Annotated in this window: 18 protein-coding genes and 1 pseudogene; 11 read left to right on the top strand and 8 right to left on the bottom strand. The window is 68.1% G+C overall.

Annotated features, from left to right (window positions below; genetic code table 11):
* The 4 genes from STRTUCAR8_RS43355 (at nucleotide 1) to STRTUCAR8_RS43370 (ending at nucleotide 3,985) form a co-directional block, all read left to right on the top strand.
* Nucleotides 1-1,029: a carbohydrate ABC transporter permease gene (locus STRTUCAR8_RS43355; protein ID WP_044473894.1), complete on the top strand. Its 1,029-nt coding sequence runs from the start codon at nucleotides 1-3 to the stop codon at nucleotides 1,027-1,029.
* Nucleotides 1,026-1,928 (top strand): carbohydrate ABC transporter permease, encoded by a 903-nt coding sequence (locus tag STRTUCAR8_RS43360; RefSeq protein WP_006382819.1) that lies wholly within the window; start codon nucleotides 1,026-1,028, stop codon nucleotides 1,926-1,928. The genes STRTUCAR8_RS43355 and STRTUCAR8_RS43360 overlap by 4 nt, the downstream gene beginning before the upstream one ends.
* Nucleotides 1,929-2,089: 161 nt before the next feature.
* Entirely contained in the window at nucleotides 2,090-3,049 is a 960-nt protein-coding gene (locus STRTUCAR8_RS43365; protein WP_006382812.1) for a DUF4232 domain-containing protein, read from the top strand.
* Nucleotides 3,050-3,169: 120 nt separating this feature from the next.
* Entirely contained in the window at nucleotides 3,170-3,985 is an 816-nt protein-coding gene (locus STRTUCAR8_RS43370) for a hypothetical protein (protein ID WP_006382828.1), read from the top strand.
* Here the strand turns inward: STRTUCAR8_RS43370 and STRTUCAR8_RS43375 are convergent, their stop codons facing one another.
* Nucleotides 3,986-4,255: a hypothetical protein gene (locus STRTUCAR8_RS43375; protein WP_044473895.1), complete on the bottom strand. Its 270-nt coding sequence runs from the start codon at nucleotides 4,253-4,255 to the stop codon at nucleotides 3,986-3,988.
* A gap of 149 nt (nucleotides 4,256-4,404) precedes the next feature.
* Here STRTUCAR8_RS43375 and STRTUCAR8_RS43380 point away from each other — a divergent pair, with 149 nt between their 5' ends.
* Nucleotides 4,405-5,088, top strand: a complete 684-nt coding sequence (locus tag STRTUCAR8_RS43380; RefSeq protein ID WP_006382783.1) for a class I SAM-dependent methyltransferase — start codon at nucleotides 4,405-4,407, stop codon at nucleotides 5,086-5,088.
* Nucleotides 5,089-5,324: 236 nt separating this feature from the next.
* On the opposite strand, the gene STRTUCAR8_RS43385 is transcribed toward STRTUCAR8_RS43380, so the two are convergent.
* From STRTUCAR8_RS43385 to STRTUCAR8_RS43395, 3 genes are all read right to left on the bottom strand, one after another.
* Nucleotides 5,325-6,494, bottom strand: coding sequence for a HEAT repeat domain-containing protein (locus STRTUCAR8_RS43385; protein WP_006382792.1), 1,170 nt, complete (start codon nucleotides 6,492-6,494; stop codon nucleotides 5,325-5,327).
* 401 nt (nucleotides 6,495-6,895) lie between these two features.
* Entirely contained in the window at nucleotides 6,896-7,162 is a 267-nt protein-coding gene (locus tag STRTUCAR8_RS43390; RefSeq protein ID WP_006382784.1) for a hypothetical protein, read from the bottom strand.
* 87 nt (nucleotides 7,163-7,249) lie between these two features.
* The gene (locus STRTUCAR8_RS43395; protein WP_143666641.1) at nucleotides 7,250-8,221 is read right to left on the bottom strand and encodes a hypothetical protein; all 972 of its coding nucleotides are present in this window, start codon (nucleotides 8,219-8,221) and stop codon (nucleotides 7,250-7,252) included.
* A gap of 228 nt (nucleotides 8,222-8,449) precedes the next feature.
* Between STRTUCAR8_RS43395 and STRTUCAR8_RS43400 the strand changes: the two genes are divergently transcribed.
* Nucleotides 8,450-8,620, top strand: a complete 171-nt coding sequence (locus tag STRTUCAR8_RS43400) for a hypothetical protein (RefSeq protein WP_158697500.1) — start codon at nucleotides 8,450-8,452, stop codon at nucleotides 8,618-8,620.
* A gap of 229 nt (nucleotides 8,621-8,849) precedes the next feature.
* Nucleotides 8,850-9,221, top strand: a complete 372-nt coding sequence (locus STRTUCAR8_RS43405) for a hypothetical protein (RefSeq protein WP_006382787.1) — start codon at nucleotides 8,850-8,852, stop codon at nucleotides 9,219-9,221.
* Nucleotides 9,222-9,460: 239 nt separating this feature from the next.
* Here the strand turns inward: STRTUCAR8_RS43405 and STRTUCAR8_RS48570 are convergent, their stop codons facing one another.
* Together STRTUCAR8_RS48570 and STRTUCAR8_RS53030 are read right to left on the bottom strand one after the other, a co-directional pair.
* Nucleotides 9,461-11,179 (bottom strand): protein kinase domain-containing protein, encoded by a 1,719-nt coding sequence (locus tag STRTUCAR8_RS48570; protein ID WP_006382852.1) that lies wholly within the window; start codon nucleotides 11,177-11,179, stop codon nucleotides 9,461-9,463.
* 36 nt (nucleotides 11,180-11,215) lie between these two features.
* Nucleotides 11,216-11,377: a hypothetical protein gene (locus STRTUCAR8_RS53030; protein ID WP_006382827.1), complete on the bottom strand. Its 162-nt coding sequence runs from the start codon at nucleotides 11,375-11,377 to the stop codon at nucleotides 11,216-11,218.
* Between the two features lie 360 nt (nucleotides 11,378-11,737).
* On the opposite strand from STRTUCAR8_RS53030, the pseudogene STRTUCAR8_RS55930 reads away from it, so the two are divergent.
* Nucleotides 11,738-12,437 (top strand): annotated as a pseudogene (locus STRTUCAR8_RS55930) (IS701 family transposase); the annotation flags it as partial.
* A 290-nt stretch (nucleotides 12,438-12,727) separates the two neighbouring features.
* On the opposite strand, the gene STRTUCAR8_RS43425 reads toward STRTUCAR8_RS55930, so the two are convergent.
* Entirely contained in the window at nucleotides 12,728-13,081 is a 354-nt protein-coding gene (locus STRTUCAR8_RS43425; RefSeq protein ID WP_006382835.1) for an ArsR/SmtB family transcription factor, read from the bottom strand.
* Nucleotides 13,082-13,250: 169 nt separating this feature from the next.
* On the opposite strand from STRTUCAR8_RS43425, the gene STRTUCAR8_RS43430 reads away from it, so the two are divergent.
* The 3 genes from STRTUCAR8_RS43430 (at nucleotide 13,251) to cpt (ending at nucleotide 16,686) form a co-directional block, all read left to right on the top strand.
* Nucleotides 13,251-14,594 carry an aldehyde dehydrogenase family protein gene (locus tag STRTUCAR8_RS43430; protein WP_006382838.1) on the top strand — a complete coding sequence of 448 codons (1,344 nt, stop codon included), beginning with the start codon at nucleotides 13,251-13,253 and terminating at the stop codon, nucleotides 14,592-14,594.
* A gap of 332 nt (nucleotides 14,595-14,926) precedes the next feature.
* Nucleotides 14,927-16,039, top strand: coding sequence for an alkene reductase (locus STRTUCAR8_RS43435; RefSeq protein WP_006382814.1), 1,113 nt, complete (start codon nucleotides 14,927-14,929; stop codon nucleotides 16,037-16,039).
* A 59-nt stretch (nucleotides 16,040-16,098) separates the two neighbouring features.
* Nucleotides 16,099-16,686 carry a chloramphenicol phosphotransferase CPT gene (gene cpt / locus STRTUCAR8_RS43440; protein WP_006382802.1) on the top strand — a complete coding sequence of 196 codons (588 nt, stop codon included), beginning with the start codon at nucleotides 16,099-16,101 and terminating at the stop codon, nucleotides 16,684-16,686.
* A gap of 97 nt (nucleotides 16,687-16,783) precedes the next feature.
* Here cpt and STRTUCAR8_RS43445 read toward each other — a convergent pair whose 3' ends face one another.
* Entirely contained in the window at nucleotides 16,784-19,018 is a 2,235-nt protein-coding gene (locus tag STRTUCAR8_RS43445) for a glycoside hydrolase family 3 N-terminal domain-containing protein (protein WP_086810404.1), read from the bottom strand.
* Nucleotides 19,019-19,062: the final 44 nt, after the last annotated feature.

The raw sequence follows: 19,062 nt of genomic DNA on the forward strand, positions 1-19,062 counted from the left end.
ATGACGGCTGTACGTACGATGCCTGACGGCGAGGCGCCCGCGACCGCTCCGGCGGCACCGGGCGCCCCGGCGCCGCGGTCACCCGGCAGGGTGCGCCGCGTGCTGAAGGCGGTCACCCCGGGCCCGACCCCGGACGCGGGCGGCGCGGCCATCTACCGCCGCTGGTGGCTCCCCTGGCTGTGGATGCTCCCGGCGATCTTCGGAGCGGCGGCCTTCGGCGTCTTCCCGTTCCTGAACACGCTGGTCCTCTCCTTCACCGACGCGAAACCGCTCGGCGGCGCGGCGGGCTTCGTGGGCCTGGACAACTACACCCGCATGCTCGGGGACTCGGACTTCTGGCTGGCGACCCGCAACAGCGTGCTGTACGCGGTGATCGTGGTCCCGCTGATGGTCCTGCTCCCCCTTCTGCTCGCCGTGTTGGTGGAGAAGAACCTGCCGGGCATCGGCTTCTTCCGCTCCGCGTTCTACACCCCGGTGCTGGCCTCCAGCGTGGTCGTCGGCCTGAGCTGGCAGTGGCTGCTGGCGGACCAGGGGCTGGTCAACACCTGGCTGGAGAAGGCCCACATCATCAAGGGGGCCATCCCCTTCCTCTCCGACAGCTGGCTGATCCTGCTGTCGGCGATGGGCCTGACCCTGTGGAAGGGCCTCGGCTGGTACATGATCTTCTACCTCGCCGCCCTCGGAAACGTCCCCAAGGAACTCCACGAGGCGGCCTCGGTGGACGGCGCCGGCGCGGTACGCCGCTTCTGGCACATCACGGTTCCCGGCGTACGTACGTCGATGATGCTGGTCGGCACGCTGACCGGCATCGGCTCCCTGCGCGTCTTCACGGAGATCTACATGCTCGGCGGCTCGACAGGCGGCCCCGGCGGCGCCGACCGCACGCTCCCCTTCTACATCCGGGACGTCGGCCTCGACCCGCTGAGCGGCAACGCCGGTTACGGCGCTGCGGTCAGCGTCGCCCTCTTCGTACTGACCCTGGGCCTGACACTGCTGGCACAGCGCCTGACCAAGGAGGACGAGTCGTGACGACCGAATCCCCGGCCGCTCCTGTGGCGCCCACCGCACCCGGCCGGCGTTTCCGGCCCCGCTGGCGGGACTACGGCCGCCCGCGCGAACTCATCGTGCGCTACCTGCTGTTGCTGTTCGTCCTCGGCATCACGATCGGCCCGCTCCTCTGGCAGCTCCTGGCGTCACTGAAGGGCGTAGGGGAGGACGTATTCGGCTCGAACGCGTCCCTGATCCCCCACCACCCGACGCTCCGCGCCTACCGCGCGATCTTCGACCAGGTCCCGGTGGGCACGTACATCAGGAACAGCGTGATGATCGCGCTGCTGTCGATAGCGAGCCAGCTCGCCCTCTCGACGATGGCCGGCTACATGCTGTCCAAGCCGAGCTGGAAGGGCAAGAAGGCCGTCTGGGTACTGCTGCTGGCGTCGATGATGTTCCCCTTCGAGTCCATCATGGTGTCGCTGTTCCTGAGCATCCGGGACCTGGGCCTGGTCGACCACCTGGCGGGCGTGTGGCTGCCCGGCTTCGTCGGCGCGATCAACGTACTGATCATGCGGGCGGCCTTCCTGGCGGTCCCACGCGAGATCGAGGACGCGGCGATGCTGGACGGCGCGGGTGAGTGGAAGCGGTTCAGCTACCTGTACCTTCCGTCGGCGTACGGCGCGATCCTGGTCGTCACCATCAACACGTTCATCAGCGCCTGGGACGACTTCCTCTGGCCCCTGATCGTGCTCCGCTCCGAGGAACACTTCACACTGACGCTGGGACTGGCGAGGCTCCAGACGTCGTCGTTCGGATACGACCAGCGGATGGTGATGGCGGGCTCGGTGATCTCCGTGGTGCCGGTGCTGGTGCTGTTCGTGATCACGCAGCGGTGGTTCTACCGGGGGGTGGCTTCGGGGGGCGTGAAGCTGTGAGGGAGTTGAGGGAGCGAGCGGACAAGGGAGTCGAGGGGCCGGGGAGTTGAGGGAGACGGACCTCAACTCGCCCGTCCGGTCAGCGAACTTGTGACACCCCCGTGACCGGAACTATGGCCTCCGTCACAGGCACAGGATTCACGCCCTGATCGGATGACCGGATGCGCAGACCGCCCGCCTCCCTCCGCCCGGCTCTCGTCAGGACCGTCCCCCTTCTGCCGGCTCTCGCAGCGACCGCCCTGCTGCTCGCGGCCTGCGGGACGGAGACGGGCCGTGCCGGCGCAGCCGACCCACCGTCCCGTACGCAGGTCGACGACCCGGGCAAGGACGGCGTCCGGATCACCTCCCTGACCCTCCCGCCGCCGGCCTCGTCCACCCCCTCACCCTCGCCCTCCGACAACTACTCCGTCTCCGCCGACAGCCTCGCCACGGACTCGGGGGTCAGTGCCGGTTACGAGGTCACCAACAACGGCAGCGAGACGCTGACTTACACGGTCGTCTTCAGCTTCCTGAGCGCTGACGGCGGGGCCATGGGCAACCAGACCGTGACCGTGCGGGACGTCGGCCCCGGCAAGACCGTGCGGGGCACGGTCCGCCAAGGGCAGGTACCGCCCACCACACCACGGGTGACGCAGGCCAAGGTGCTCGAAGTGACCAAGGTCCCCACGAGCGAGGCCCCGGCCGAGTCGGGCACATGCCCGGCCTCCGGGATCCGGGTCAGCGCCGACGAGGGCGACGCGGCCATGGGACTCCGTGTCGTGGGCCTGCATCTCGACAACTGCGGCAAAGGTGACTACACCGTCGAGGGCTACCCCCTGCTGGAGCTCCTCGACGACGCCCGCAAGCCCGTCACGGGCGTCAAGATCCTCGACGGCAGCACCGAGATCACCACCGGCGCCGGCCCCGACAACCCACCCCGCCCCGTCACCCTCGAACCCGGCGAGTCGGCGACCGCCGCCCTGGTCTGGCGCAACACCACCGAGTTCGGCACACCGGTGAACGTGCCCTACGTACGCGTCCGAGCGAAGGCGGGCGCCACCCCGGTGACAGTGACCCCGAACCTCGACCTCGGCACGACCGGGAAGCTCGGGGTGCGGCCTTGGGTGAAGGCGGAGGGCTAGGTGGTCTGTCCCTCCAATTCCCTCAGCCGAGAAGGAACATCTGGACGAGGGGGTACGCGGGTATGCGGCTCTTCCGACAAATTCCGCTCCACGGCGCCGTAGGTTCCCTGTCGTGACGCCATGGATGAGCAGGAGCCGAGGCTGTACGAGAACCGATGGGCCGACCCGTCGGGCACGCAGCCTCATGGAGCGGAGCCCGATCAGGACGGGTGCTCGTGCTTCGATCAGTACAACGCGCGTCCGTCCGCCCGCGTCGATTTCCACCCAGAGCTTCAGGACACCTCCTCGGCGGGCTGGCAGCATCTGCTCGCGCTGATCGACGAGGCGGCCTCCGACGGCCGGGAGGAGTTCCGTCCACTGGCTGAACTCAGCCCACAGGAACGGCGACAGATCATCACTCTGCCGCCGTCCATCTCCAAGCTGACGGCGGTCAAGCACCTAATGCTCTACGGCAGCAACCTGGTTCGTATCCCACCCGAGATCGGCGCCATGACGAGCCTGGTGCAGTTCACGCCCTACACGTCGAGCCGCCTGCACTGGTTCCCGTACGAGATCACCAGATGCTCTCGGCTGGTCAGCAGCACGATCAGTACACGGTCGTTGTTCGGCAACTACAAGCTGCGTCCGCAGTTCCCTCGGCTTCAGCCTTCGCGAGGCCGGGCCGTGGAGCCCGAACTGCTCGATCTTGCCGATCTGGACCCCAGTCGCTGGGGAGCGACAGCCGTCCACACGTGCAGCGTCTGTGACAGGTCGCTGGAGTCGGGCGAGTTGCACCAGGCCTGGATCTCCTTGCGCGTGGCCACCGACGTCCTCCCTCTGTTGGCCAACGCGTGCTCGTTAGCATGCATAGCGGCACTTCCTGCCGGAGCCGACGGCTACATTCCATCGCCCCACCAGGGCGGCCAGGCCGACCAGCCCGCGCCCGACTGGGACTGATCAGGAACAACGTCCTTCGCCAGACGTACTTGATCCCGAGCCTGCGACGTCCTGGGCGAACAGGTCTGCAAGCAGCTCAGCCATGGTCACAGTGGCTCCGCCTTCGGCGACAACAGTTTCGGCCTCACGCGCGAGCAGTTCGTCGGCCGCGTCTTCCAGCGCGTTGAAGTCGGCGAGGCGGTAGGCGGTCACCGGAGCACCGTTGCGGTTGATGTGATCGGCGAGGTGGGCGCGGGCTTCGCGTGTACGGTCACAGCGGTTTTCGTCCATGAGGCAAGTGAACGCGCCTGTGTGTACGCGGAACGAAGGTTGGCCGCCAGCGCACTCCGACAGGGGAATCCGACAGCCCACCTCACCACCTGCCCAGGAACCCAGAGACCCAGACCCCGACTGTCAGCCCCCTCCCCTAAAGTCCCCCCGTGACCCACAACCCCTCCCCCGCCTACCTCACCGCGATCCGCGACTCCTACGACGCCGTCGCCGCCGACTACGCCCAACTCGTCCCCAGCCCAGCCGAGTTGGACCCGGTCTCCCGGGCGATGCTGGCCGCGTTCGCCGAAACCGTGCGTGCGGCCGGGCTCGGGCCGGTCGGGGATCTGGGGTGCGGGCCCGGTAAGGTCACCGCCCACCTGGCGGGCCTGGGCGTAGACGCGTTCGGCGTCGACCTGTCGCCGAAGATGATCGAGCTGGCCCACCGGGCGCACCCGGAGCTGGACTTCACGGTGGGCTCGATGACCGCGCTCCCCGTCCAGGACGGCCAACTCGGCGGCATCCTCGCCTACTACTCCACCCACCACACCCCACCCGAGCAACTACCCGCCGTGTACGCCGAGTTCCACCGCACCCTCGCCCCCGGCGGACTCCTGATGCTGGCCGGGCACGCAGGCATCGACGAGCACGTCCGTCTCCGTCCGACCCAGGGGCACGGCGGCCATCCGGTGTCCTACGAGTCCCACTATCTGCCGCCTCAGCGGATCGCCGAACTGCTGAGCCGCGCCGGCTTCCTGATCACCGCGCGGCTCATCCAGGAACGCGCCGAAGGGGTCAAGCAGACCTACGCCACCTTCCTGGCCCGGAAACCCGAACGCGCCTTGCCCTCCTAGACGGGAGAGGAGTACGAGTCGCTCTTCGGTCCCTGGCTGCCGAGCCGCAATCCCTCCTGGCAGTGAGAGGCGAAGTAAGACTGCCCCTGGAAGCTGGTCATCAAGGTCCGTCGGCGTGCCCCAACCCCGAAAAGACCGCACCTCACAAACACAGAGTCCCCGTCAGCACACCGGCGAGGGGACCCATGAACGATCGTGGCCTTCTTCTCGGACCAGATCAACCGGCGGCCGTGTGATCAGAGCAGGGTTCGGATGGCGTCGCGCTGCTCTGGCAGGCCGACTTCCCTGAGCCAGCGAAATTTGTTGCCAATGTTCCCCCAACAGTTGGCGTTGGTGGTGACGGCTTGCAGAAGCTCTCGTTGCGCGGCCGACAGTGGCAGGCCGGGGCAGTAGCCGGTGGGGAAGGCTTTGACGAGGAGCGGACCCCAGTCGCGGTCGACGGTGAAGTCGCTGGCGAGCGGTATCAGGGCCATGGCAGCCGGAGCTAGGTCTTCGAAGGCGTCGACGCGGTCAAGGACGGTTTCCAGGAGGGTGAAGCGGAGCCAGCCGTCGAATTGAGGGAGTGGGTCGGAGAACCAGTGGTCTGCCTCGACCGGGTTTTGCAGGGCTTCGAGCAGGACGGCGGTGGCGTCTGGCATGTGCGCGCATCCGCTGGCCAGAGCGGCGCAGGTGCGCACGGCTGGATCAGGATCGTTGAGAAGGCCGGTGGTGTCCTGGCCCCAGGCGCCCATGGCCAGAGCTGCGGAGGAGCGTTCTCGGCGGCTGCCGTCCGCTGCGAGAACGCTGCGCAGGCGGCGGGCGGCGCGGGGAACGAGCTCGGCGAGGTCGGGTGCCTTCAACAGTAGGGTGACCGCCCCGAGGGCTGCCTCTCGGGTGTCCGGATGCGGATCGTCGAGGAACGGTTCGACCGCGTCGTAGAGTTCGCGTCGGATACTCCGGCAGGCGTGGATCGCTGCGAGCTCGTCTTCGTCCCCGCCGTCGTACTCTTCCCCGTACTCCCCCTCGCCGCCGGGGCCCTCGCCGTGGGAAGCCGAATCGGCGATCTGGCCGAGCCAGTCGAGTAGTGCGGCCCGTAGAGGTCGGGTCCGCTCGTCCCAGGGGAAGAAGCTCTCGTGCTCGACCGCAGTCTGGCGGTGGGTCAGGATCGCTGCGACGAACAATGCGGCCGGCGGGGTGGAGCTGTACAGGGACCCTTGATGCAGCACGGACATATCGAGCATTCCCAGTGCCTCGGCCTGCACCTCGGGATCCTCGTTCAGGAGTTGCCCCAGGTACGGCGGGATATCTCCGGCGCTCCCGTATGCGTGCTGCAGAGCGCCCCATTCCGTTGCCGTGAGCAGCTCTCTGGCCGTCGAAGGCAGTCCAGACCAGATCTGGGCGCCACGTTCCTCGTCTCGATTCGTCACATGTACACCCTGTCGAACAGCACTGACAACCGATTGCGCCGGGGTACGGGTGGCCCCCTGGCAAGTCGTTCAGCCTGCTGCTGCCGTAGACGCAGAGGCCGGTAACAATGTCGGCGAAAGCGCCCGCCCGAGCCGAAGGCGATCTTTCGGCCGCCCGACACGGTGATCGCTTGGCAGGCGTCCTGATCACCGGGAGCCAGCTCCCGGCCGCCGGTGCCATGCCTGGCCAGCGGTGGGGCGTCGTCTTGTGGCCGGAGGGGTGCCCTGCCCGAAACGGCGGCCTTCGGCGCGGACCGCGACTCCGTAAGCCCGGGCAGACCACGGACTGGACGTCGGATCCGTGCCGATCCAGCTGGGTACGAGGCAGGGCGACACGTTCCCCTTCCGGTGGTGTGGCTGCATCAGGGGACTTGGCTTGCCGCTTTGCCGCACAGCAGGTCGGGACGAGCGTCGGCCAGGGCGAAGGCCCGCTGGACGTCGGCTACGAGTGCGTCGTCGATGCGGTAGTGGCGCGCCCGATCATCCCGCCGCAGGAGCGGGCCGGCGCCGTACGGCCCGACGCGGCGTTGCACCGCCTTGGCGCTGGTCGGCGTTCCGCCGATCTTCGAAGGCGGGATCGGGTTCGGGTGGTCGGTGAGGTGCTGCTGGATGTCGCCAGCCGCGATCACCCGATCGAGACTCCCGTTCGACACACACCCCTCAAGATCGGAACGACAACAGCTACTTACGCAGCGCGGGCTCCGGACGTTGACCGACTATGGAGACAGCGGCCTGATCTGCGGCCGCTGGGGCCGGGGCTTGTTGAGCAGAGCGCGCCTCACAGACTCGTGCGCTGGCTGACGCAGAAGAGTGTCGTCGCCCAGCCTGAACAGATGGATGGGCCACTTCTCTCCACGCTTGGCGTAGGAGGGGAAGTCGAGCAGTTTCCCATCGGAGCGCCTTCTGGGGTCCGCAACGCGCTGGATCAAGCCGAGGCGGTCAAGCATCAGGTGGGACTCGTAGACATCCCGGGTCAGGAAGTACTCGGAGGTTCGCGCCTCCGAGGAGAAGTAGGCGCCTGCCCTCCTCAGGTAGCGCTTCTCCAGGTGACGGAAAGCGAAGTAGAACCTGATCTCGGCGGGAGTCAGCAGGTAGAGCCAGCCCTGTGTCACGAACTCCGTGGGGATCGTGATGACGCTTTCGAAGGGATCAGGGACGTGGTAGTAGGCCGTCTCCTTGCCCTGTTTGCCGGACTCGTCGAGCGCCATCACCGCCTGGGGTGGAGTACCGACGTTGCGCTGGATCAGTCTCTCGTCGGCCAGCCGCTTCAGAGCGGAGCGGACCTGGCGCTCACGGTTGGCCCGTGCGGAGATGGGGGCTTTGAGTCCGTCGTTCTGCGTCGCCTTCGAAAACGTGAGGCTGGTCCAGGAGCGAACTTCCTCGCGACTGTTGAGGGGAAGCGGGCTGGGCCCAGCAAAGCCGTTGCGCTTGCGGCACTGGGCCTCGAAGAGGATCAGCAGGTACAGCTGGAGATTGACACCCCGAGGTGCGGCGATTCGAACGATGGGAGGCGTACCTGTTTCGTCGGGCGCGGTGAAAAAGAAGCTGCTCCGGATCATGAACTTGTTCAACCGACGTGGTGCGGCAGCATGCAGCGATGAGCACAGGCGCGTCGTCCGCTCCAACTGCGACTCCATCTCCTCCAGGTCCGCCAGCCGCGCCGCTCGCCGGTCTGCAATCCTCGGCACCACAACCCCCCTCTTATGACCCTTTGGCCGCATGTTCGCATCTCGTTGACCAGCAGGAATGGCTCAGCAACGGAAGAATTTATGCGGGCCAAAGGGTCCCCCGCGGCAACTTCGTTTGCTGTCCCCGATGGAGAAATCTAGTGCTGCCGGGGTGCTCCCGGTGCGGGCCTGGGCAAGGTCGGCGACATCAATCGAGGGGAAACCGTTCCAGTGACCAAGAACAGGAAGATGAACAACCGCCCAGGCCGGGCACCTGCGGGCCGTGCCGGGCGTCGGCCGAGCACGAGCCGTTCGACGGCCCGGCGGCCCAAGGACCGCCGCAACGACAAGATCACTATCGTTTCCACCGTGATCCAGCTCCTGCGGCTGGTCTGGGAGATCAGCCAGAAGATCAACTGACCAGCGCCCGATAGCCTGCCCGGCCCGGGACCTGCTTGCCCGAGGCCGGGCTGGGCGCAAAGGCCTCAGATGCCGCGACCGTCAACTGCCCTCTGGTGCCCCACGGAACCGCGAAGGCCGCCTGGCGTGTGCCGGGCGGCCTTCAGCCGAGGTAGTTGATGCACAGACACCGGCATGCGAAAGGGAATGGGCGCCCGCCAACCATCCCCTCGGCAAGTTCCCCACCACAATGCTGCGGGTCCTGCGCCAACTCGCCAGAAGCCACCACCGGGCTACCGCCGTCACCGACCTGATGGCCTACCTGCCGACCGCGGTCGACATCGGCTACCTCCGCCACGACTTCGAGATCCCGCTGCCGGGCCCGGGCTTCGCCAGCCGCGTCGGCTCCCTGCTCCGCGACGGCCACCAGGTCGACCCCGACACCGACGTCCTGGAGGTGTCGGCGGGCACACCTGTTCGCGCTGAGAACCGGAGCGGTGTCAGCGCGAAGCAGCTGCCCGATCCGCTTGTGGCACGCAGGCCGCCAGCGCCCAGGCTGGCGTTCGGCGGCGGCCCAAAGGGAGGCATTGGAGTCCCAGGATTCGGCGAGGGGATCGAGTGATCGAGGGCCCGGGCCTGGGTGAAGTAGTGGGGCTTCAGCCAGGCGATCGTCCCCTGGGCGGTAGGTGAGGCCCGGGGACACTGGCCCCTACGCAGCCACATAAAGATGAACCGTCAGCTGCCCGGTCGGATCCGCTGTGGACGCTGCGCGCCGTGTGAGACGGGCAAGAAAGAATCAGTATGTCGATATCCTCCTGGAGTCGCCATGGTGCACGCCCTCGTGGTGTGAAAACCTGGCCCTCAGGTACGGTCTGGCTTCAATAGCCTTTTGAGGCAGTCGATCACGTCTCCCATAGCGGGGCGATCACGTGGGTCTTCTTCGAAGCACATCTCGAGCACGGCGCAGAATTCCTCCGGGAACGCGTCGCGGTTGAAGTCGGGGCGGGCGCGGATGTTGTTATAGAGGTAGGTCAATACCTTGCCCGCGGTGCTGTCGACTGTGCGGCGGTCATTGCGCCATGTGCCACATGCTGCGACCACTGCGGTGACCGCGAACGAGTACACGTCGTTGGCGCTGATCACCCTTCCGCTGAAACGCTCGGGGGCCATGTAGCCCAGGGTGCCCTCCGGTTCCTGAGCTCCCGTCGGCTGTGTTAGACCGAAGTCCCCCAGCACCCAGCGCCCTCCGTAATTGAGGATGTTGGCCGGCTTGACATCTCCGTGGACGAGTCGTTGGCGATGGAGGTATTGCAGTGCCCGGGCGAGGTCGAGCAGCATGAATCCCAACGCCTCGTCGGCCATCGGCTGTTCATTGATCCAGTCCCGGAGCGATCCGTCGGCCAGGCCAGTGACGATGTAGCTCCAGCCCTTCAGCGGCCCTGAATGTTCCGTCCCGGCCGCACGGTAAGGAATGACATAGGGGTTGTCGAAGGAAGCCATTGTGGCCGCTTCACGGGTGAAGTACCGGTGGCGTTTAGTCGTATCCGGCGGCTGCAGCTTTACGGCCACACGGCGCAGCGTGCGTCCAAACGCTCGCTCTTCCGCCTCCCATACAGCGTTCAAAGACCCCCGGCCTATCTCGCGCAGAAGAAGATATCCGTGCCCCACCATGACATCGGTCAGTTCGACGGCGGGCAGGTCTCCACGGCTGAAGATGCCCCTGCTGTCGGCTGCATCGGCAGGCACGAAGGTGAGCGGATCGAACATGCCGTGCGCCCTCGCCCCTCGATTCCGGCGACCGCTCAGGGAAGAAGGTTCGCTGGGCCACAGGTCGTTGAGCATGTCTCTGAGGAATCGGGCTGCGTTGCTGCACGAGATCGGCTGCACGTGCTCGTCCTGATCGGGAGACTTGTCGGCGAGGAGGTCAGAAACGCCACGAACCACCATGGCTGGGATCCCGCTCCATTGTTGAGCTCCGGTCAGAAACCCCAGCCCTTCCATCTCCACGGCGACGGCGTCGTTGAATGACTCGCGCAGATGTGTCCGGAACTCCGCGCGCTGTCCGGCCTGGATCTTCTCACCCGCAGCGATGGGCGCGACATGGACCCAGGGCGATTGAAGCCCGTCGCTGGAATCGGTCCGGTCAGGGTGCCACTTCTCGGACCCGGCGATCCTGCGGGCGAAAGCCGTGGTCTGGGGATCTACCAGAGCGATGTCCGGGCGGCTCAGCAGTCGCTCATCCGTCTGCTTGCCGCTCTCGTACCCGTAGACCTTCGTCGCGAAGACGACATCCCCCAGGCGCACGCCCTCCTTTAGCCCACCCGCCGTGCCAAGAAACACGATCAGTGCTGGCTGAAGATCTTGAATAGCTTGGCTGGCCTGCAACGCGGCGGTCACATTGCCTTGCCCGATGCACCCCACCCATACTTCCCAAACCCCTGCCTCGACATTCAGACTGCCGACCGTGTACGGCGCTCCCGACGCCGAGTTCAGCGAGTGCCTTGCGTCCAACAGATCAAGCACGGCCGCGTATTCGACGACTGTGGCCGTGAGCACCACAACAATTGGGGCAGGAAGCATGAACCGACCCTAGCGTCAGGTATCACTCCCCATGCCTTACTTGTCGCTCACATACATCGGGACGAGCAACTCGTCGAGGATGAAGCAGTGTTCGTCGGCGGGCAGCCGGTCATCGCCCCCGTGCGGCACGGCGAGCACCTGGGCGATCCTGCGCACCGGCTCGGCAAGGGCGAAGGCCAGCTCGAGACTGCCAGCCACCGCGAGGCGCCGCTTTGATGTGGTCGCCGGAGGGTGCAATTGCTGCTGCGCGCTGGCCAGCCGGCGGCGAAAGCGCCATGTCTCCGGCGCCGTGGACGGCCTGTCCTGCTCGCCAGTCAGCACCCGGGGTGGGCCCGGTGAGTACCGCCAGGACCCGTCCCCGGTCAGCTCTTTGTCGTAGGGACCTGATGGTCACGCCGCGCCGCCATCGCCCGGTCGGCCAACTACTCGGCCTTGATGACCTCAAGGAAGGCGGGCAGGTTGCGCACGCACCGGTCGTGGTTGTCTCAGGAAACGTACCGGCCCAATCGTGCTCGCCCGCCTGCGCCAGGTAACGGATGCCGGTGGCATCAGTGGCAGATTGAGCGGAAGAACTGCTGGCAGCTGGCCGAACAGGCGGGCCGTACGCGACCCGGGCCGATGCAGCGGCTGCTGCGCTACGCCCGCTGGGATGCCGATGCGGTCCGCGACGACCTGCGTTTCTACGCCGCGGAACACCTCGCCGCCCCCGACGGTGTCTGATCGTGGACGAGACCGGCTTCCTGAAGAAGGGCCGGTCCTCGGCAGGGGTGCAGAGGCAGTACACCGGCACTGCGGGACGCATCGAGAACTCCCAGGTCGGCGTTTTCCTTGCCCTGGCAACCAGCCGGGGACGGGCTCTGATCGACCGTCGGCTCTACCTGCCCGAGCATTCCTGGGCTGATGATCCCGAACGCCGCCACGCTGGCGGGGCACCCGACGAAGTGCGGTTCCAGACCAAGCCCCGTCTGGCCGGGGAGATTATCGCCGCAGCGCTGGACGCCGGAATCACTGCGTCCTGGGTGACCGGCGACGAAGCCTACGGCCAGGACCCGCAGCTCCGCGTCGTCCTGAGGCACGCGGCACCGGCTATGTCCTGGCTGTCGCCTGCTCGACGCGTATGAGGATCAACCACGGCCGCACTGCCGTTCGCGCGGACACCCTTGTCGGCCGACTGCCCGTCACGGCCTGGCATCGCCAGAGCGCCGGCAACGGCGCGAAAGGTCCTCGTTGCTACGACTGGGCCTGGATCCACATCGGCATCGTCAGGTGCCGGCCGCGCGATATGAAATGCCCCCGTCCGACACACGGCCGGCGCCACCGTCATCCGACTCAAGTGGCGGCGGTCCGGGGGCAGTTCGGCGGCGTCGAGGTGACCGTGCGCCGGCCCACGTGTCTGCCGCGGTGTGGCGGAGGCGCTCGTAGCGCTCGTAGCGCAGTTCCAGGGCCGACCAGGCTGTATGAGTTGATCAAGCCGTTGCGTCAGACCGTTCCGTCAAGCCGTCGCGGCAGGTCCGATTCGCCGCGGCCACGGAAGGTCGCCCCGGAGGGTCAGGCGCACTCGGCGTTCACGTAAGGCTCCACGCGGCCGACGCTCTCCTTGAGGACGAGGTCGAGCAGTCCGGGGAACCGCTGGTCCAGATCCTCCTTGCGCAGCGTGTTGAAACGGCGGGTGCCGACATCGTGCTGGCGGATGAGACCGGCCTCGCGCAGGACGCGGAAATGGCGGGTGAGTACGGACGCGGTGACGGCCTGCGTGAAGCCGCTGCAGGCCAGACCGGGAGAGACGGAGAGGGTGACGACGATGGTGAGCCGGGTCTCGTCGGTCAGCGCGCTCATGATCTTGAAGAGGTCGAGGTCGTCCGTGTCGGGGTGAACGAGGGGGGACGAGGTGCGACTGGCCATAAGGAAACAATAACCCCAGCTCCATGTTCGCGTTAGTGCGTACATGGGCTACTGTGAAGGCACGGATCGACCCTTCATCCGTCATCCACCGGGTTGCCCATCACCGGTACCACGGCATGCCACGAACCCCTTTGACAGCGCGGCCTGCATCAAGAACGGAGCACACCCCATGACCCCGACACAGGCGACCGAGCCGAGGACGCACCGGACCGAAACGGCCGCGGAGGCGGTCGGCCGCCTTCGTGCGACGTTCAACACCGGTGTCACCCGCGAACTGGACTGGCGCGTCAACCAGCTGCAGCGGCTGCGGGCGCTGCTGGTGGAGAACGAGCAGGAACTGCTCGAAGCGCTCTTCGCGGATCTGAGGAAGAACGTCGCCGAGGCGAAGCTGGAGATCGACTTCACCGTTGGTCACATCGACGAGACGCTGGCGAGCCTCGAGGGCTGGCTCAAGCCTCGCCCGGTGGAGGTTCCCGCCCACTTCGGCCCCACGACCACGGCTTACACGAAGTACGACCCGCTCGGCGTCGTCCTGGTGATCGCTCCGTGGAACTTCCCGCTGCATCTCCTCATCGACCCCCTCATCGGCGCACTGGCCGCCGGGAACACCGTGGCGGCGAAGCCGAGCGAGATCTCGGTGCACACATCGGCGGTGGCTTCACGCCTCCTGCGGGAGTACTTCGACGCCGACGTGCTCGCCGTCGTCGAGGGGGGCGCCGAGGAGACCACGGCCCTCCTGGAGGAGCGTTTCGACCAGATCTTCTACACGGGCAACGGCACGGTCGGCCGGATCGTCATGGCCGCAGCAGCCAAGAACCTCACCCCGGTCACGCTTGAACTCGGGGGCAAGTCGCCGGTCTTCGTGGCGCCCGACGCCGACGTGGACGAGACCGCGAAGCGGCTGGTCGGCGGCAAGTTCGGCGCCGCGGGGCAGCAGTGCATAGCCCCCGACTACGTTCTGACCGACGCTGCCACCGCTGCCGTACTGGTTCCCGCCCTGCGCGCGGCGGTCGAAGCCCAGTTCGGCTCCGATCCGCAGACCTCAGCCGACTTCTCCCGGATCATCAACGAGCGGCACTTCGACCGGCTCACTCGCCTGCTGGATTCCGGCCGGGTGGCGGTGGGAGGCCGGCACGACCGCGACGACCTGTTCATCGCACCGACGGTCCTCACCGACGTCGACCCGGCATCCCCGGTCATGCAGGAGGAGATCTTCGGCCCGATCCTCCCCATCGTCGAGGTCGCCGACCTCGATGCCGCCATCGGCTTCATCAACGAACGCGACAAGCCCCTCGCGCTCTACGCCTTCACCACTTCCGACGCCACCAAGTCGCGCCTCGTGAACGAGACGTCCTCCGGCGGCGTCGCCTGGGGCCAGCCGCCGATGCAGCTGCTCATGCCGGGCCTGCCGTTCGGTGGTGTCGGTGAAAGCGGCATGGGCCACTACCACGGCCGCTATTCCCTCGAAACGTTCAGCCACCTCAAGGGCGTCGTGGACGTGCCGCTCAGCTAGCCTCGCGCTTTCCTCAGAGCAGATCAGGATCGCCGAGATCGCTCGGTCGCAGCGCGGCCTGCAGACACCGATCCACACCGACTCCGGCGGGCAGTCGCGCCAGACCGACGCCGACGCCGACGGCATGCGGCTCTCACCGGGTTCGCCCCTCCGTTCGCCGCCAACACCATCCCCACCCCGATCGCGGTCCCGAAACCGCGTCACCGTCAGCGGGCCCGCGTCGCCTGCTGCCCGAGGACCGCATCCGTGCCTCCGCCCGGACAGCGTGGACCCCCTGCGCCGCAGACCTCCATCCCGTTTTCCTCCGCATCGCAGAAAGAAAGAAAAGACCCATGACTGTCGACATCTCAGAAGTCTCGCCCACTTCATCGCTTTTCTCCCCTGTCTCCCTCGGGAAGATCGAGCTCGCCAACCGTGTCGTCATGGCGCCCCTGACCCGGGTCCGGGCCGGTTCCTCCGGCATCCCCGGGGACCTCATGGTCGAGTACTACCGGCAGCGGGCGAGCGTCGGAATGATCGTCACCGAGGGCACCTATCCCGACCACGCGTCGCAGGGGTATGTCGGTGAGCCGGGCATCGCCACCGACGAGCAGGCGGCCGGCTGGCAGCGGGTGTTCGAGGCGGTGCACGCCGAAGGCGGCCGCATCGTCCTGCAGATCATGCACGCCGGCCGCGGCACCCACCCCGACATCAACGGCGGCCGCCGCATCCTCGCCCCCAGCGCGATCGCCATCGACAACAAGACGTTCACCGAGAAGGGCGAGCAGCCCTACCCCGTGCCGGAAGCGATGACCACCGCGGAGATCCGGGCAGCCCTGGAGGACTTCGTCGCCGCGGCCCGCCGGGCCGTCGAGGCGGGAGCGGACGGCGTGGAGATCCACGGCGCCAACGGCTACCTGCTCCAGGAGTTCCTCTCCCCGGCGGCCAACCAGCGCACCGATGGATACGGCGGCTCACCGCAGAACCGCGCCCGCTTCGTCGTCGAGGTCGTCACGGCGGTCGCCGAGGCCGTCGGTGCCGAGCGGGTCGGGCTGCGGATCTCGCCGGAGGTCGACCTCGGGGACGTCTTCGAGACCGACCGAAACGACGTCCTGGCCACCTACGGCACCCTGCTCGACCACCTGCGCCCGCTGGGCCTGGCCTACCTCTCCGTACTGCACGTCGAACCGGGCGGCGACCTCGTACAGGAGCTGCGGCGGCGCTTCGACGGCAAGCTGATCGTCAACAGCGGCCCCTTCGGGGGGCAGACCAGCCGCGAGCAGGCGCTCCAGCAGATCGAGGCCGACCACGCCGACGCCGTGGTCGTGGGCCGGGCTCTCATCGCCAACCCCGACCTGGTCGAGCGCTGGCAGGGCGGCCACCCGGAGAACGAGCCGCGGCCGGAACTGTTCTACGGGCCGGGCGCCGAGGGCTACACCGACTACCCCTTTCTCCAGACGGCTTGAGGCCAGTCGCACCTGCCGGCGCTCACGGGGCGGTCGCCCCATCGCACTAGGGTGGCGAGATGGCGATCCAGATGATCATTCTCAACGGTGGTTCGAGCTCGGGGAAGTCCCGGATCGTACGGTGTCTGCAAGCCGAACTGCCGGATCCGTGGCTGGCGTTCGGGTGTGACTCGTTCGTCGACGCCCTGCCCGCGAGGATGCGGGAGTCGGACGCGGGGATCGAGATCGCGGCGGACGGCCGGGTGAGCGTCGGGGCGGACTTCCTGGCGCTGGAGGCGGCCTGGCGGGAGGGTGTCGTGGCGATGGTCCGGGCGGGCGCCCGGGTCGTCATCGACGACGTCTTCCTCGGCGGAGCGGCGTCCCAGCAGCGGTGGCGGAAGGCTCTCGGTGAAGTCGGCGACCTGGCCGTGCTGTGGGTCGGCGTCCGCTGTGACAGCACGGTAGCCGCCGGCCGCGAGGCCGCCCGGGGAGACCGGGCCCCGGGAATGGCCGCCGGACAGGCGCACGTGGTGCACGAGGGCGTGGCCTACGACCTGGAGGTCGACACCTCGCACACCGAGTCCCTGGTGTGCGCGCGGGCCATCGCCGCCCGCGTCCACGGCAGCGAGCCGACACACAGCCGTCAGACCCCGCGCCCGACCGGCTGATCCACATCTCAGGCGGCGGGACGGGGGTCGGGGTTCCGATGTCCGCAGCCCGCGTGCGAGGCGGCCGAGCAGCACGGCGTCGCACAACCGACGACGATCAGACGATCATTGGTTCGGCGGTCAACGGTTCGGCGGTCAACGCTTCCCGCGCCGACTGCGCCACCCTGATCTCCACACTCCCCGGCAGCACCGCCCGCTCCAAGTCCGTTCCCACTTGGGCGAGTTGTTCCGGGCCGAGGTGGAACGTGACCGTACGGCGCTCCCCCGGGGCCAGGTCGACGCTCTCGAAGGCGCGGAGCTCCAGGGTGCGCGGCCACACCGTCGTCCGCAGTGGGCGGATGTACAGCTGGACAACGGAACGTCCCGCCCGATCACCGGTGTTGGTGACGTCGACCTCGCAACCGGCCCCGCCCTCGACGATGTTCGGAGTGCCGTACTCGAACCTCGTGTACGTCAGGCCGTGGCCGAAGGAGTGGAGTGGCTCGGCGTCCTGGTCCACGTACGACCCGTACTCCGTGTCCTTGTGGTTGTAGTAGACGGGGAGTTGGGCCGCCGAGCGGGGGACCGAGACGGGGAGGCGGCCGGTCGGGGAGGCGTGGCCGAGGAGGATCTCGGCGATCGCCTCGCCGCCCCAGGGGCCCGGATACCAGGCCGTCAGTAGCGCGGCTGCGCGGTCGGCGGCCTCCGGGACCGCGTGCGGGCGGCCCTGGATCAGGACGACGACCGTGGGTGTGCCCGTCGCCGTCACCGCGTCCAGCAGGGTGTGCTGGGCCCGGCCCAGGCGCAGGTCGGCCAGGTCGACACCCTCCCCACAGGTCATCTCCGAGACGATCGTCCGGGCGGCGCCGTTGGCGTCGAACTCGGTGTCAGGTGTACGGGCGCTGCTGCCGCCCAGGACCAGCACCGCCAGGTCGGAGGCCGCCGCCGCCGCGACCGCCTCGGGGATGCCGGAGAGGTCGTCGCCGGTCAGGGCGCAGCCGTGGGCGTGCCGTATCTCCGTTCCCGGGAGGGCGAGTTGGCGGAGGGCGGCCAGGACGCTCGTTCCCGTGCCGGGGCGCTGGGGGGCGGTGTAGTCGCCGAGTTGGTGGGCCGTGGTGGCGGAGTGCGGGCCGATGACGGCGATGCGGGAGACCCTCGCCGGGTCGACGGGCAGGGCTCCCGCCCGGTTGTGGAGAAGGGTGACCGACGAGCGGGCCAGGGCTGTGCTCAGCGCACGGCCGTCTTCGGCGGACGGCGGCTCCGGTGTCGTACAAGGGTGTTCGAAGAGGCCGAGGCGGAATTTCAGGGTCAGGACCCGGGCTACGGCCGCGTCGACCGTCGACTCCTCCACCAGGCCCCGTTCCACCGCCTCCGCGAGGTGCGTGAAGCCTTCGTCCCAAAGGCTCAGGTCGATACCGGAGTTGAGGGCGAGAGCGCCTGCGGAGACCTTGTCGCCGGTGATGCGTGCGAGGCGGTCCACGGCCAGACCGTCCGCCACGACCAGGCCGCCGAAGCCCCAGCGATCGCGCAACAGCCCGTTCAGCAAGGGGCCGTTGGCCGAACACGGGACGCCGTCCACCTCGTTGTACGCGGCCATGACCGCTGCCGCACCGGCCCGTACGCCGGCCCTGGCTGCCGGGAGATGGATCTCGTGGAGTTCGCGGGGGCCCAACTCCGACTCGGCCGAGTTCCGGCCGCCGACCGTCGCACCCTGACCGGCGAAGTGCTTCAGAACCACCGGCGCCTTGTCCGGGGAGAACCTCCCCTGATCCTCGACGCCCCCCTCGACACCCTTCTTCACCTCCCCCTGCATGCCTCTCACCAGCGCCTCCGTCAGACGCGCGGCAAGGTAAGGGTCCTCCCCGAAGCACTCCTCCGTACGGCCCCAGCGCGGGTCGCGGGCGATGTCCAGCGCCGAGACCAGAGCCAAGTGGCCGCCTCTGGCGCGGAGTTCGGCGGCGGCGTGGGATGCCGCCCGCTCGTACAGGTCCGGGTCCCAGGTGGCGCCCACCGCCAGGTTGACGGGGAGGACCGTGCCGTCGAGGGCCATGAGGCCGTGCGGCACCTCCTCGACGAAGAGGGCGGGGATGCCGAGGCGGCTGCGTTCGAGTACGTGGCGCTGGACCAGGTGGGCGAGTTCCGGGCCGGCGTCGGCGTCGGCGCCCGTCGAGTGGTCGACGCCGGACCAGGCGTCGGCGCGCAGGAGTCCGTACAGGGCGCCGAGCCCCTCGAAGCGGTCGGTCTCCTCGTACAGGGCGTCGGTCAGCTCGAACCCGCCGTCCGGGCGGCGACGGTAGGCGTCCCAGCCGTACATCCGCTGGTTGAGCTGGCCGACCTTCTCACGCAGGGTCATCCGGGCCAGCAGGTCGGCCACGCGGTCGTCGACGGGGGCGGCGG

The sequence above is a fragment of the Streptomyces turgidiscabies Car8 genome (assembly GCF_000331005.1).
Taxonomy (GTDB): Bacteria; Actinomycetota; Actinomycetes; order Streptomycetales; family Streptomycetaceae; genus Streptomyces; species Streptomyces turgidiscabies.

What these genes read in the sequence shown, in the direction of transcription:
- STRTUCAR8_RS48570 (WP_006382852.1), bottom strand. Translation starts at nt 11,179, where the DNA reads ATGCTTCCTGCCCCAATTGTTGTGGTGCTCACGGCCACAGTCGTCGAA.
- cpt (WP_006382802.1), top strand. Translation starts at nt 16,099, where the DNA reads ATGGCGATCCAGATGATCATTCTCAACGGTGGTTCGAGCTCGGGGAAG.
- STRTUCAR8_RS43445 (WP_086810404.1), bottom strand. Translation starts at nt 19,018, where the DNA reads ATGACCCTGCGTGAGAAGGTCGGCCAGCTCAACCAGCGGATGTACGGC.
- STRTUCAR8_RS43430 (WP_006382838.1), top strand. Translation starts at nt 13,251, where the DNA reads ATGACCCCGACACAGGCGACCGAGCCGAGGACGCACCGGACCGAAACG.
- STRTUCAR8_RS43370 (WP_006382828.1), top strand. Translation starts at nt 3,170, where the DNA reads ATGGATGAGCAGGAGCCGAGGCTGTACGAGAACCGATGGGCCGACCCG.
- STRTUCAR8_RS43400 (WP_158697500.1), top strand. Translation starts at nt 8,450, where the DNA reads ATGAACAACCGCCCAGGCCGGGCACCTGCGGGCCGTGCCGGGCGTCGG.
- STRTUCAR8_RS43375 (WP_044473895.1), bottom strand. Translation starts at nt 4,255, where the DNA reads ATGGACGAAAACCGCTGTGACCGTACACGCGAAGCCCGCGCCCACCTC.
- STRTUCAR8_RS43425 (WP_006382835.1), bottom strand. Translation starts at nt 13,081, where the DNA reads ATGGCCAGTCGCACCTCGTCCCCCCTCGTTCACCCCGACACGGACGAC.
- STRTUCAR8_RS43355 (WP_044473894.1), top strand. Translation starts at nt 1, where the DNA reads ATGACGGCTGTACGTACGATGCCTGACGGCGAGGCGCCCGCGACCGCT.
- STRTUCAR8_RS43365 (WP_006382812.1), top strand. Translation starts at nt 2,090, where the DNA reads ATGCGCAGACCGCCCGCCTCCCTCCGCCCGGCTCTCGTCAGGACCGTC.
- STRTUCAR8_RS43435 (WP_006382814.1), top strand. Translation starts at nt 14,927, where the DNA reads ATGACTGTCGACATCTCAGAAGTCTCGCCCACTTCATCGCTTTTCTCC.
- STRTUCAR8_RS43405 (WP_006382787.1), top strand. Translation starts at nt 8,850, where the DNA reads ATGCTGCGGGTCCTGCGCCAACTCGCCAGAAGCCACCACCGGGCTACC.